Below are 12,839 nucleotides of genomic sequence, written 5' to 3' on the forward strand. Positions count from 1 at the left end.
GTCCGGGGCCTGCTCCGTCGTTCGGGCTCTGTCGGCCTGAGGCTCAGGCCTCCTCGGAGACCTCTGCCAGCTCGGCGGTGACGGAGATCTCCGTGGCGTTCTCGTCGACGGTGAAGAAGAGGTCGCCGACGATGTTGCCGACCCGCTTGAGGTCCGGCCCGGCGGCCTCGGCGTCCTTGACCAGCTTGGCCGGGCCGGTGACCTCGGCCTTGGCCAGCGGGTGACGCATCTTCACCTTCGCGGTCGACTTCGCGCCGCGGATCCCGGTCAGGGTCGCCGCGACGGCGTCGAGCGCCGCCGGGTCGGCGGCGGCAGCGGTGCCGAGCTCGAGCTCACGCGGCCACGAGGAGGTGTGGATGGAACCGGGCTGCCACCACGACCAGACCTCCTCGGTGACGTACGGGAGGAACGGCGCCAGCAGGCGCAGCTGGACGTGGAGAGCCGTGGCCAGCGTCGCGCGCGCGGACTCGGTGGCGAGACCGCCGTCCTCGTCGTAGGCACGCTCCTTGACCAGCTCGAGGTAGTCGTCGCAGAACTCCCAGAAGAACTTCTCCGAGGTCTCCAGCGCCGTGGAGTAGTCGTAGGCGGTGAACGCGTCGGTCGCCTTGGTGATCGTCTCCTTGAGGCGGGCCATCAGGGAGCAGTCGACCGGCTGGGTGATCGCGACCGGGTTGAGGGTGGTCGCGCCGACGTTGCCGAGGACGAACTTGGAGGCGTTGAGGATCTTCATCGCCAGCCGGCGTCCGACCTTCATCTGGGTCTCGTCGAACGGCGAGTCCATGCCGGGGCGGGTCAGCGCGGCACGCCAGCGGACCGCGTCGGCACCGAACTTGTCGAGGATGTCGGTCGGGACGACGACGTTGCCCTTCGACTTCGACATCTTCTTGCGGTCGGGGTCGAGGATCCAGCCGGCGATCATCGCGTGGCTCCACGGGACGGTGCCGTCCTCGAGGTGGGCGCGGACGATGCGGCCGAAGAGCCAGGTGCGGATGATCTCGTGGCTCTGGGTGCACAGGTCCATCGGATAGACCCGGCTGAACAGGTCGGGGTCGGACTCCCAGCCGCCGGCGATCTGCGGGGTCAGCGACGAGGTCGCCCAGGTGTCCATGACGTCCGGGTCGCCCTGGAAGCCGCCGGGCTTGCCGCGCTGCGCCTCCTCGTAGCCGGCCGGGGCATCCGTGGACGGGTCGATCGGCAGCTGGTCCTCGCTCGGCAGCAGCGGCTTGTCGTAGTCGGGGTTGCCCTCGGCGTCGAGTGCGTACCAGACCGGGAAGGGGATGCCGAAGAAGCGCTGGCGGGAGATCAGCCAGTCGCCGTTGAGGCCGCCGACCCAGTTGTCGTAGCGGTGGCGCATGTGCTCGGGCAGCCAGGTCAGCTCGCCGCCACGGGCCAGCAGCTTCTCGCGCAGCTCGGGGTTGCGGCCACCGTTGGTGATGTACCACTGGCGGCTGGCGACGATCTCGAGCGGCTTGTCGCCACGCTCGTAGAAGTTGGCCATCCGCTGGGTCTTCTTCGGCTCGCCGTCGAGGTCGCCGGACTCGCGGATCATCTCGACGACGGCCTCGCGGGCCGAGTGGACGGTCTTGCCCTTCAGGTCCTCGTACGCAGCGATCCCGGCCTCGGTGGTGATCCACTCCGGGGTCTCGCGGGAGAAGCGGCCGTCGCGGCCGATCAGGGCACGGGCGGGAAGGTTGAGCTCACGCCACCACTGGACGTCGGTGAGGTCGCCCCAGGTGCAGGACATCGCGATGCCGGCGCCCTTGTCCATCTCCGCGGCCTCGTGGGCCAGGACCGGGATCTCGACCCCGAAGATCGGGCTGGAGACGGTGCTCCCGAAGAGGTCCTTGTAACGGTCGTCGTCGGGGTGCGCGATCAGCGCGACGACGCTCGGGATCAGCTCGGGACGGGTGGTCTCGATGTGGATCTTCGTGCCGTCAGGAGCGTGGAAGGCGACGCGGTGGAAGAAGCCGGGGTAGTCCTTGGCCTCGAGCTCGGCCTGGGCGACCGCGGTCTGGAAGGTGACGTCCCACAGGGTCGGCGCTTCCTGCAGGTAGGCCTCGCCGCGGGCGAGGTTGCGCAGGAACGCCCGCTGCGAGGCGGTCTGGGAGACCTTGCCGATCGTCGTGTACTGCTGGTCCCAGTCGAAGGAGAGCCCCAGCGTGCGCCACAGGTCTTCGAAGACCTTCTCGTCCTCGACGACCAGCTGGTTGCACAGCTCGACGAAGTTGGGCCGGCTGATGGAGACCTGGCGCTTCGGGTCCGGCTTCTCCGGCGGGGTGAAGTCGGGGTCGTACGGCAGGCTCGGGTCGCAACGGACGCCGAAGTAGTTCTGGACCCTTCGCTCCGTGGGGAGACCGTTGTCGTCCCAGCCGATCGGGTAGAAGACCGACTTGCCGTTCATCCGCTGGAAGCGGGCGACCAGGTCGGGGTGGGTGTAGGAGAAGACGTGGCCGACGTGCAGGCTGCCGGAGACGGTCGGCGGCGGGGTGTCGATCGAGTAGACGTTCTCGCGCGGCTGGGTGCGGTCGAAGGCGTAGGTCTTCTCGTTCTTCCACTGCTCGGCCCACTTGGCCTCCAGGCCCTCGAGGACCGGCTTGTCCGGTACGGCGACTACGCGCTGCTCAGCGGGCGTAGTCGTCTCCGGTGCGGTCTGCGTGGGCGTGGTCTCAGTCATGGGACCAAATCCTATGGGCGCGCGGTGGTTGGCGCGAAACCGGTTGAGACCGGCGTTGCGCACTCGCCATGCTTCGGTCATGGGCACCATCGACTTCTTCACCGACCCAGCCGAGTTCCTCGCCGTCGCGAAGGACTATCTCGCCGCGGAGCCGGTGACCGCCAACGTGGTCGCCACCAACGCGGAGAAGGCGACCCGAGTGGAGCAGGAGGGGCCGTATCGCTGGTTCGCGATCGCCCGCGAAAGTGACCGCGTCGTGGGGGCGGCGATGCGGACGGCCGACTTCGAGCCCTACCCCCTCTACGTCTGCCCGATGCCCGAGCCGGCGGCGCTCGAGCTGGCGCGGGCGCTGCACGCGAGGGGCGAGTACGCCGGTGGGGCCAACGGCGCGCTCCCGGCCGCCCGGACGGTGGCCGAGGAGACCGCGCGGCTCGCGGGCGGGCGGGTGAGCGTCGCGATGGCGTCGCGCCTGCACGAGCTCGGCACGTTGGTGATCCCGTCCGGCGTGCCCGGGCACGCCCGCCCGGCGACGTACGACGACCTCGAGCTGTGCCGGGAGTGGCTGGCCGACTTCGGGCACGCGGCCCAGGAGCAGTCCTCGAACAAGGCCTACGCCCACGAGCACGCTGCCGTCGGCGAGCACGAGGTGCGGCGCCGGATCGAGGAGTTCCTGCTGCTGTGGGAGGTCGACGGTGAGGTCGTGTCCCTGTGCGGCGCGACCCTGCCGGCCCACGGCGTCGTCCGGATCGCGCCGGTCTACACGCCGAAGGAGCAGCGGGGGCACGGCTACGGCACCGCGGTCACCGCCGAGGCCTCACGCCTTCTCGGTGCCGATGGCACTCGGCTGTGTCTGTTCACCGACGCCGACAACCCGGTCTCCAATCACGTCTACGCCAAGATCGGCTACCGCCCCGTCGTCGACATGGCCAACCACACGCTCGTCCCCTGACCTACCGACTCGGGGTCAGTCGACGGTGAAGCGGCGGCCGAGGTAGTGGTCGACGGCGGGCCAGATGTGGCCTTCGGCCTCGGCGGCGTCGGTCCAGCGCAGGGACCAGCCCTGGCCGGCGGCGGTGGTGATGTCGGCGGAGCGGCGGCCGCTGCTGCTCTGCTTGAGGTGGAGGGCGCGGATCTGGTCCCAGGGGACGTAGGCGGCGTTGGCGGTGGCGGCCAGCTCGGCCGGTGACCTGTCCAGGGCGCGCTGGATCAGCTTGCGGCCGGGGGAGCCGGAGGTCACCGAGGCCAGGCCGGTGGCGAGGCGGTCGGAGCCGGAGGGCTTGAGCAGCATGAGGCCGGCATCGGTGACCAGCAGCGTACGGAAGCCGTCGCCGGAGATCGGGGCGAGGGCGCCGATGTAGCCGTCGGGCTGTGTCGGCGACGGTGGCTCGGGGTCGGCCTCCGGAGCGACCGTGGCGTCGAGCTGGTGCACCCACGCGCGCAGGGCGGCGGCGTAGCCGGGGGAGCCCAGCGCCTCGTAGGCGAGTTCCTCGGGGTCGACCTCCTGGCCGGCGATGTCGACCAGCCGCCACGGGCCGGCCCAGCTGAGCTCGTAGCGGGCCTTGTCCTCGCCGACCAGCTCATGGGCGATGGCAGCGCCGAGAAGCCGGGCGATGACCTTCCGCTTCGCCTCGCCAGCCTCCTCGGGAGTGGTCTCGACCTCGACGAGGTCCAGGAGCGCGTCGAGGTTGCCAGCGGCGATGAGGTCGAGGGCGCCGCGGACCGTGGCCGGCAGGACCTGGTTCTCCTGCATCGCGTTCAGGAGGGCCTCGGCGTTGACCGCCGCGGCCCGGGCGCCGGCGACGGTGACGATCTCGGCCATCGGGGCCGGGGTCAGACCGGAGCCGGCGAACGTCTTGTCCTCGAGGGCGAGGAAGTTCTGAGACGGGTAGCGCAGGATGCTGGCGGCGTTGCCGGACTTGTCCGCCTCGTCCACGGGGGCCATCGCCTCCAGCCGCTCGATCCGCTCGGACAGCGGCGGGTGCGAGTCGTAGGCGGACGTCTTCGCCTCCGGCGGCGCCGCGCTGATCATGGCGAGCTCCTCGAGCCGCTCGGGGTCGCTCATCAGGTTCGTGAAGTTGTCGAAGAAGCGGGTGGGCCGCAGGCCGTAGTGGGTGCCGGCCTCGACGTACTGCTCCAGGTAGATGCGCCAGGCGGCGTCGAGCGCGGGGAGGGTGCGCAGCGCGATCGCGGCGGTCCGCGGGCCGGCGACCTCCGCACTGAGCCTGTCGGCGTCGATCTCATGGGCGTGCGCGATGGGGCCGGTGAGGGAGAAGAAGAGCCGGGCGTACGTCCGGAACGGCCGCTTCGTCAGCGGGTTGGAGAGGCCGGCGGCGACCTCGGCGATCGCCAGGCGGCTGCGGTGGATGAGGGCACCGAGCCGGGTCTGGGTGGTGCTGTGGTGACCGAGCTCGTGGGCGAGCACCGCGTGGAGCTGGTTGCGGGAGAGGCCCTGGAGGAGAGGTACGCCGAGGAACATCCGTCGGGTGCCGGTCCGGAGGCCGAGGAGGCTGGTCTCCTCACTGACCGCCGCGTTGGCGTCCGGCACCAGCCGGATCTCGTCGGGCGCGCGGGTTCCCACGGCGGCGGCCAGCTGGCGTACCTCCGCCCACAGCCCGGGCTGATCCTGCTCGGTGAGGACGAGGCCACCGGGATCCTTGGGGGCCCGAGGACGGCGTCGCGGGGCCACCTGCCGGCCGACGAGCGCGAAGGCAGCCAGGACGTAGGCGACGGCCAGGAGCGAGACCGCGAGAGCAGCCCGGAGCGTACGCATGAATGGTGGACCTTGGTGGGGGATGGGGTGTCAGTCCGAGATGAGGGGGAGGGTAGCCGGTCCGGCGATTCGCTGGGAAGGGACCACGCCTTAGACTCGGGCTGATGAGTGAGACTCCCGCGCCGCGCCTGGCGGCCACGATCGAGGAGGTCTGGGAAGCGCTGCAGTCGCGCTGGCCCGAGACCCGTCTCGAGCCCTCCCTGGATCGGATCCGCGCCCTGCTCGAGATTCTCGGTGATCCGCAGAACGCGTTCCGGATCATCCAGCTGACCGGCACCAACGGCAAGACCTCCACCTCCCGGATGATCGACACGCTGCTGCGGTCCTTGGATCTGCGGGTCGGGCGGTTCACCTCGCCGCACGTCGAGCGGATCAACGAGCGGATCTCGGTCGACGGTGCGCCGTTGGACGACGACGAGTTCGTGGCCGCGTTCAACGACGTCGCCCACTACCTCAGCATGGTCGACGACGACCAGCCGCACCCGCTGTCGTTCTTCGAGACGATGGTCGGGATGGCGTACGCCAAGTTCGCCGAGGCGCCGGTCGACGTGGCCGTCGTCGAGGTGGGCCTGGGTGGCGGCTGGGACGCGACCAACGTCGCGGACGCCGATGTTGCCGTGGTGACCCCGATCGCGGTCGACCACGCGAAATACCTCGGTGACACCCCGGTCGCCATCGCCCGCGAGAAGGCCGGGATCATCAAGCCCGGCGCGATCGCCGTGATCGCCGAGCAGTCCGTCGACGTCGCCGCCGTGCTGGACCAGCACGCCGCCGAGGTCGGCGCCCGGCTGCTGTGGGAGGGCACCGACTTCGCGGTCGAGTCCCGCACCCCGGCGGTGGGCGGACAGATCCTCACGCTGCGCGGGATGCGGGGGACGTACGAGGATCTCTTCCTGCCGCTCTACGGTGCCCACCAGGCGCAGAACGCGGCCGCGGCGCTGGCCGCGGTCGAGGCATTCCTCGGCGAGACCGTCCTGGCCGACGAGGTCGTGCGCGACGCGTTCGCGAAGGTCGACTCGCCGGCGCGGCTGGAGATCATGCGGTCGTCTCCGACGGTCCTGCTCGATGCGGCCCACAACCCTGCCGGTGCGGAGGCGACGGTCGCCGCTCTCGAGGACTCGTTCTCGTTCTCCGGTGTCGTCGGGGTCATCGGGGTGATGGGCGACAAGGACGTCGAGGGTCTGCTCGCGGTCTTCGAGCCCGTGCTCGAGCATCTCGTCGTCACCCAGAACTCCACCGAGCGAGCCCTTCCGGCCATCGAGCTCGCCAAGATCGCCGTCGACCTCTACGGCGAGGAACGGGTCTCGGTGGTCCCGCGTCTCGCCGACGCCATCGACGCTGCGATCGGCCTCTCGGAGTCCTCCGGCGGCGGCTCGATCTCCGAGGGTGCGGTGCTGGTGACGGGCTCCGTGGTGACCGCCGGAGAGGCGCGTACGCTGTTGGGCTCCCGCGGCCCGGCCGCCCGGTCGGCTGCGACCGCCCGGGTCGTGCCGACCGCCGACCCCGAGCTGGACGCCTATCTGGAGGCGGACGCAGATGGCGAGTGAGCGGGAGAAGTCGCCGCGGCGCGGGATGTGCGCCGCGATCATCTCGATGGAGGGACTCGCGGTCGCGCTGGCCGCACCCGTGATGATCTCGATCGGCGGGGTCTCCGCCGGGCTGGCGCTGCCGCTGGGCCTCGGGTTCTTCGTGGCCTGCATCGTGGTGGCTGGCATGCTGCGCCGCCCGTGGGCCTACTGGGTCGGCTGGGCGCTGCAGGTAGTGGCGATCGGGATGGGGTTCCTGATCCCGATCATGTTCGTCGTCGGCGCGATCTTCGCGGTCCTGTGGGGCATGGCCGACATCCTCGGTCGCAAGATCGAGAGCGAGCGTGCTGCGGCTTTCGAGGCGTTCGACCGGATCACCACCGAGGAAGAGGCCGGGGAAGAGGCCGAGCCCAGGTAGGTTGGCTGCCGTGGAGGAGCACGACGAGCTGCAGATGGCGACGGACGACGAGGCGGCCACCGACTGGGCACTGTGCCCGGCGTGCGGCAACGCGCTGGTGCTGCGGCGGCCGCGGACGCGTACGGCCCACTACGCGCACAAGGCAGGGGAGTCGTGCCGGCTCGTCGGCGCGCAGCTGCGGCGGACCAGCTCCGGGTGGGCCGTCGGCGGAGGCGAGGACGACCCGGACAGCCTCGAGAACCTCTTCGACCTCATCGAAGACGACGCGCCAGGACGCTCCGGCTAACGCGCGAGGGCGCCGGTGACCGCGGCGAGCGCTTCATCCAGCTCGGTGTCGGTGACGCCGCCGAAGCCGATCACCAGCCCGGTCAGGCCACTGGTGCGGACGTAGGTGGAGAGCAGGTTGATCTCGAAGCCGGCGGCTCGGGCGGCGTCGCGGGCCCGGCGCGCGTCCGCCTCGGGCAGCAGCCAGGTGGAGTACATCCCGGCGAGCGGGCCGGCGAGCGTGGCGTAGGGGCTCATCGCCTCGGCCACCCTCGGGGCACGCTCGGCGTAGACGCGGCGGGCGGAGCGTACGGCCCTGTCGAGCCAGCCGTCGCGAAGCAGCGTCAGGAGCGCGCGCTGCGAGGGCCAGGCGGCGCCGGCGTGGGTGATCGTGCGGCGGCGCAGGATCAGCTCGTGCAGGTCGGGCGGTGCGACCAGCCAGCCCAGGCGCAGCGTCGGGACCACCGACTTCGCCGCGGTGCCGAGATAGACCACCCGGCCGCGGTCCAGCCTGGCCATCGCGGGCACCGGCGCGACGTCGTAGCGGAACTCCGAGTCGTAGTCGTCCTCGATCACGACCGCGTCCGCCCGCCTGGCCGCCTCGAGCAGCGCCAGCCGGTCGGCCGCCGGCATGACGCGTCCGAGCGGGTGCTGATGCGCCGGAGTGACGTACGCCGCGACGGCAGGTCCCAGGACGGTGACCCTCTCCACGGCCGGCAGGTCGATGACCTCACGTCCGTAGGTGAGCACCGTCTCGGCCGCCGCCCGGTATCCCGGGTCCTCCACCGCCACCGGCCCTCGGCGCAGCTCGGGGAGGAGCGCGCGGAGCCCGTCGGTGGTGCCCGCGGTCACGATGATCTCGTCCGGATGGAGGTCGAGGCCGCGGGTGCGTCCGAGCCTCGACGTCAGCGCCTCGCGCAGTTCGAGCAGTCCCCGGGGGTCGTCATAGCCACGCGGGGGAGCGGCCACCGAGACCTCCCGCCACGCCCGCCGCCACCCCGGCTCCAACCGCGGGTCGAAGAACGGTGTGCCCGTGTCCAGCGGAGAGGTCAGGCGCGTCGGCCGAGAAGTCAGGCGCGTCCGCCGAGGCGTCGGTTGCGTCGGCCGAGACGTCACGCCGGTCGGGTGGGTCGTGGTGACGTACGTCCCGGACCCGCGGCGCGCCTCGAGCCATCCCTCGGCGGTGAGCTGGTCGTAGGCCTGTTCGGTCACCGCGCGCGAGACGCCCAGATCGGCGGCGAGCGCGCGGCTCGAGGGCAGCCGGTCGCCGGTCCCGAGCGTGCCGGCCAGCACCAGGGTGCGGACCTGCCCGGCGAGCTGGGCGGGTAGCGGCTCGGCGGAGGTACGGTCGAGGGTCACGGGGAGCATCGTTCGAATGGCCTGTCGGAGTGGGCGGGAATTGGCTCGTGCGTGCAGGCCACTTCGCTATCAGAATGGTGCCATGAGCACGATGTTGTCACCCACCTCACGCACCCGGGTCAGCCGCGGCAAGAACCGCGCCGTCCCCGACCGCGAGCGCCTCCACACCTTCCTCGGCGAGGCGCTCATCGCCCACCTGGGCGTCACCGTCGGGTCGGGCGAGGACGCCCACCCGGTCGTCCTGCCCACCGCGTACGGCTTCGATCTCGACGGCCCGGACGCGGGCGGGTCGCTCTACCTGCACGGCTCGGTGGCTGCCGGGTGGCTCGCGCGGGCGTTGGAGCGCGACGTGTGCGTCACGATCACCGAGCTCGACGGCCTGGTCGCGGCGCGGAGCGGGTTCCACCACTCGATGAACTACCGCTCGGCGGTTGTTATCGGCCGCGCCCGCCTGGTCGAGGACCCGGACGAGCGTGAACGCGCCCTCGCGCTGGTCGTCGACCAGATGATCCCCGGCCGCTGGGAGACCCTGCGTCCGGCGACCCGCAAGGAGCTCGCCGCGACCGCCGTACTCGCTCTCCCGCTCGCCGAGGCGTCGATGAAGGCGCGCGCCGAGGGGCCGGTCGACGACCCCGCCGACATCGACTCCGGCACCTGGGCCGGGGTGATCCCGATCCACCGCGTCGCCGGCGCCCCGATCACCGCCGAGGACGCGACCGGGCCGGCGCCGGAGGATGTCGTACGCCGCGCCGCCGGGCTCGGGGCCGCGGGATGCTCGCCGAGGTAACTCGGTCAGCGCGCGCCTCCTTCGTGGAGTTCCACGAAGGAGGCGTCAGTTCGCCGAGTTACCTCGGTGAACGGACGCGGGTCAGCTGAGCCCGGCGCGCCGCAGCGCGTCGGCCATGGCGCCGTTGGCGGGTGCGGAGGAGCCGCGGCCGCCGCCCTGGCCGCCGCGGTTGCCACCGGGACGCCCGCCGCCCTTGGGTCCGCCCTTGCCCTGGCCGCGCTGGCCACCGCCAGGGCGGCCGCCGGACTCGCCCTTGGCACCCGCACCTGCACCCGTGGGAGCGTCGTCGTTGAGTCGGAGCGTGAGCGAGATCCGCTTGCGGGCCTCGTCGACCTCCAGGACCTTCACGCGCACCACGTCGCCGGAGCGGACCACGTCGCGCGGGTCCTCGACGAACTTGTCCGACATCGCGGAGATGTGGACCAGGCCGTCCTGGTGGACCCCGATGTCGACGAAGGCGCCGAAGGCGGCCACGTTGGTGACGGTGCCCTCCAGGACCATGCCGGGACGTAGGTCGGCGATCACGTGCACCGACTCGGAGAAGGTCGCCGTGCGGAACTCCGGACGCGGGTCGCGGCCGGGCTTCTCGAGCTCGGAGAGGATGTCGGTGACCGTCGGCAGACCGAACTTGTCGTCGACGAACTCCGACGGTTTCAGCGACTTCAGCGTCGAGGTGTTGCCGATCAGCGCCCCGATGTCCGCGGACGCCTTGTCCAGGATGCGGTTGACCACCGGATAGGCCTCGGGGTGGACGCCGGACATGTCGAGCGGGTCGTCGCCGCCACGGATCCGGAGGAACCCGGCCGCCTGCTCGAACGCCTTCGGGCCGAGCCGCGCCACCTTGGTGAGCTCGCGGCGGGTCCGGAACGGGCCGTTGGCGTCCCGGTGCGCGACGATCGCCGAGGCGAGCGACTCGGTGATCCCTGAGACCCGGCGCAGCAGGGGAGCCGAGGCGGTGTTGAGGTCGACGCCGACGCCGTTCACACAGTCCTCGACGACCGCGTCCAAGGACTTGGACAGCCCGTATTCGGGCAGGTCGTGCTGGTACTGCCCGACGCCGATCGACTTCGGCTCGATCTTGACCAGCTCGGCCAGCGGGTCCTGAAGACGGCGCGCGATCGACACCGCTCCACGCAGCGACACGTCGAGCTCCGGAAGCTCGGAGGAGGCATACGCCGAGGCGGAGTAGACCGAGGCGCCCGCCTCGGAGACCATCACCTTGGTCATCTTCAGGTCGGGCAGCAGTTTCAGCAGGTCGGCGGCGAGCTTGTCGGTCTCGCGCGAGGCGGTGCCGTTGCCGATCGCGATCAGGTCGACGGAGTGCTTCTTCGCCAGCTTCGCCAGGGTCGCCAGCGATCCGTCCCAGTCACGCCGCGGCTCGTGCGGGTAGACCGTCGAGGTGTCGACGACCTTCCCGGTGGCGTCCACGACGGCCACCTTCACGCCCGTCCGGATGCCGGGGTCCAGGCCCATCGTCGCCCGCGTGCCGGCCGGCGCGGCCAGCAGCAGGTCGCGCAGGTTGTCGGCGAAGACCGCGATCGCGGCCTCCTCGGCAGCGGTGCGGATCCGGGTGCGCATGTCGAGCTCGAGGCGGAAGAGGATCCGCGTACGCCACGCCCACCGCACCGTCTCGGCCAGCCACTTGTCGGCCGGACGGCCGGAGTCCGTGATCGCGAAACGAGCAGCGATCGAGCGCTCGTAGTCGGTGACGACCCCAGGCTCCGGCTCCTCGGCGTAAGGAGACAGGGTGACGTCGAGCACCTCCTCCTTCTCCGCGCGCAGGACGGCCAGGGTGCGGTGCGACGGCAGCGACGCGTACGCCTCGGAGAACTCGAAGTAGTCGGAGAACTTCGCCGCCGCCGGGTCGTTCTCGCGGCCCTCGCGGACGCGGGTCACCAGGCGGCCCTGCTTCCACATCCGCTCGCGCAGCGTGCCGATCAGGTCGGCGTCCTCGCCGAACCGCTCGACCAGGATCGCGCGGGCGCCGTCGAGCGCGGCCTTCGTGTCGGCCACGTTCTCCCCGAGGAAACCCTCGGCGAGAACGACCGGGTCCTGGGACGGGTCGGCCATCAGGCTGTCTGCGAGCGGCTCGAGACCGTTCTCGCGGGCGATCATCGCCTTCGTGCGCCGCTTCGGCTTGAACGGCAGGTAGATGTCCTCCAGCCGCGCCTTGGTGTCGGCGGCGAGGATCGAGGCCTGCAGCTCGGGGGTGAGCTTGTCCTGCTTCGCGATCTCGGCGAGCACGGCCGCACGCCGCTCCTCCAGGTCGCGCAGGTAGCCGAGACGTTCCTCCAACGTACGCAGCTGGGCGTCGTCGAGGCCGCCGGTCGCCTCCTTGCGGTAGCGCGCGATGAACGGCACCGTCGAGCCCTCGTCGAGCAGGGCGACCGCGGCGGTCACCTGCGCCGGGCGCACCCCGAGATCTTCGGCGATGCGGGCCGGGATGGCGGCCATCGAGTCTGCGAGCGTCGGAGCTGATGGGGTTGTCGTCACGGAGCGCAATCCTGCCGTACGCCACCGACACTGTTTCGACAAGGCCGACCAGGCGCGGCCCGAACGTGCCCGGACGGGTCCTCCCCGATACGCTCAGCCCCATGACGCAGCGCACGTTCGTGATCCTGAAGCCCGACGCCGTCCGCCGGGGCCTGGTGGGGGAGATCCTGTCCCGCTACGAGGCCAAGGGCCTCTCGATCGTGAAGCTGGAGCACCGCACCATCGACGCGGGCACGGCCGACGAGCACTACGCCGAGCACGTCGAGCAGCCGTGGTACCCGCCGCTGCGTGACTTCGTCACCTCCGGCCCGCTCGTCGCCGCGGTCCTCGAGGGCGACGAGGCGATCGAGGTCGTCCGTGCGCTCAACGGTGCCACCGACGGCCGCAAGGCCGCCCCGGGCACCATCCGCGGCGACCTGTCCCTCTCCAACCGCGAGAACCTCGTGCACGGCTCCGACTCGCCCGAGTCGGCCGATCGCGAGATCAAGCTCTGGTTCGGCGCCTGAGACGCTCGAGCAAGTGACCGCGCGAAGCGCGGATCCGCTGAC

General features: G+C 71.3%; 10 protein-coding genes. 6 read left to right on the plus strand and 4 right to left on the minus strand.

Annotation, left to right across the window (positions count from 1 at the left end):
- Positions 1–43: 43 nt before the first annotated feature.
- Positions 44–2,674 carry a valine--tRNA ligase gene (gene valS / locus ACFU7D_RS20280; RefSeq protein WP_378870461.1) on the minus strand — a complete coding sequence of 877 codons (2,631 nt, stop codon included), beginning with the start codon at positions 2,672–2,674 and terminating at the stop codon, positions 44–46.
- A 79-nt stretch (positions 2,675–2,753) separates the two neighbouring features.
- Here valS and ACFU7D_RS20285 point away from each other — a divergent pair, with 79 nt between their 5' ends.
- Complete coding sequence (locus ACFU7D_RS20285) at positions 2,754–3,623, plus strand: GNAT family N-acetyltransferase (RefSeq protein ID WP_378870464.1); 870 nt, start codon at positions 2,754–2,756, stop codon at positions 3,621–3,623.
- A 15-nt stretch (positions 3,624–3,638) separates the two neighbouring features.
- Here the strand turns inward: ACFU7D_RS20285 and ACFU7D_RS20290 are convergent, their stop codons facing one another.
- Positions 3,639–5,444 (minus strand): M48 family metallopeptidase, encoded by a 1,806-nt coding sequence (locus tag ACFU7D_RS20290; protein WP_378870467.1) that lies wholly within the window; start codon positions 5,442–5,444, stop codon positions 3,639–3,641.
- Positions 5,445–5,548: 104 nt separating this feature from the next.
- Between ACFU7D_RS20290 and ACFU7D_RS20295 the strand changes: the two genes are divergently transcribed.
- Genes ACFU7D_RS20295 through ACFU7D_RS20305 form a run of 3 tightly spaced genes read left to right on the plus strand, consistent with a single transcriptional unit; the run spans position 5,549 to position 7,674 of the window.
- Positions 5,549–6,991 carry a bifunctional folylpolyglutamate synthase/dihydrofolate synthase gene (locus ACFU7D_RS20295; RefSeq protein WP_378870469.1) on the plus strand — a complete coding sequence of 481 codons (1,443 nt, stop codon included), beginning with the start codon at positions 5,549–5,551 and terminating at the stop codon, positions 6,989–6,991.
- Positions 6,981–7,388 carry a DUF4233 domain-containing protein gene (locus ACFU7D_RS20300; protein ID WP_378870472.1) on the plus strand — a complete coding sequence of 136 codons (408 nt, stop codon included), beginning with the start codon at positions 6,981–6,983 and terminating at the stop codon, positions 7,386–7,388. Before ACFU7D_RS20295 ends, ACFU7D_RS20300 begins: the two co-directional genes overlap by 11 nt.
- 10 nt (positions 7,389–7,398) lie before the next feature.
- Complete coding sequence (locus tag ACFU7D_RS20305; protein WP_378727629.1) at positions 7,399–7,674, plus strand: competence protein CoiA family protein; 276 nt, start codon at positions 7,399–7,401, stop codon at positions 7,672–7,674.
- On the opposite strand, the gene ACFU7D_RS20310 is transcribed toward ACFU7D_RS20305, so the two are convergent.
- A complete protein-coding gene (locus ACFU7D_RS20310) occupies positions 7,671–9,020 on the minus strand; it encodes a PLP-dependent aminotransferase family protein (protein WP_378870474.1) in 1,350 nt (449 codons plus the stop codon). The two genes, ACFU7D_RS20305 and ACFU7D_RS20310, sit on opposite strands and share 4 nt — an antisense overlap.
- Positions 9,021–9,093: 73 nt before the next feature.
- Between ACFU7D_RS20310 and ACFU7D_RS20315 the strand changes: the two genes are divergently transcribed.
- On the plus strand, positions 9,094–9,798 hold the full coding sequence (locus tag ACFU7D_RS20315) for a pyridoxamine 5'-phosphate oxidase family protein (RefSeq protein WP_378870477.1): 705 nt from the start codon (positions 9,094–9,096) through the stop codon (positions 9,796–9,798).
- 81 nt (positions 9,799–9,879) lie between these two features.
- Here the strand turns inward: ACFU7D_RS20315 and ACFU7D_RS20320 are convergent, their stop codons facing one another.
- A complete protein-coding gene (locus ACFU7D_RS20320) occupies positions 9,880–12,291 on the minus strand; it encodes a Tex family protein (protein WP_378870480.1) in 2,412 nt (803 codons plus the stop codon).
- 101 nt (positions 12,292–12,392) lie between these two features.
- Here ACFU7D_RS20320 and ndk point away from each other — a divergent pair, with 101 nt between their 5' ends.
- Positions 12,393–12,797 (plus strand): nucleoside-diphosphate kinase, encoded by a 405-nt coding sequence (ndk, locus tag ACFU7D_RS20325; RefSeq protein WP_091049296.1) that lies wholly within the window; start codon positions 12,393–12,395, stop codon positions 12,795–12,797.
- Positions 12,798–12,839: the final 42 nt, after the last annotated feature.

Origin of the sequence: Nocardioides sp. NPDC057577, assembly GCF_042801335.1 — a bacterium.
Classification (GTDB): Bacteria; Actinomycetota; Actinomycetes; order Propionibacteriales; family Nocardioidaceae; genus Nocardioides.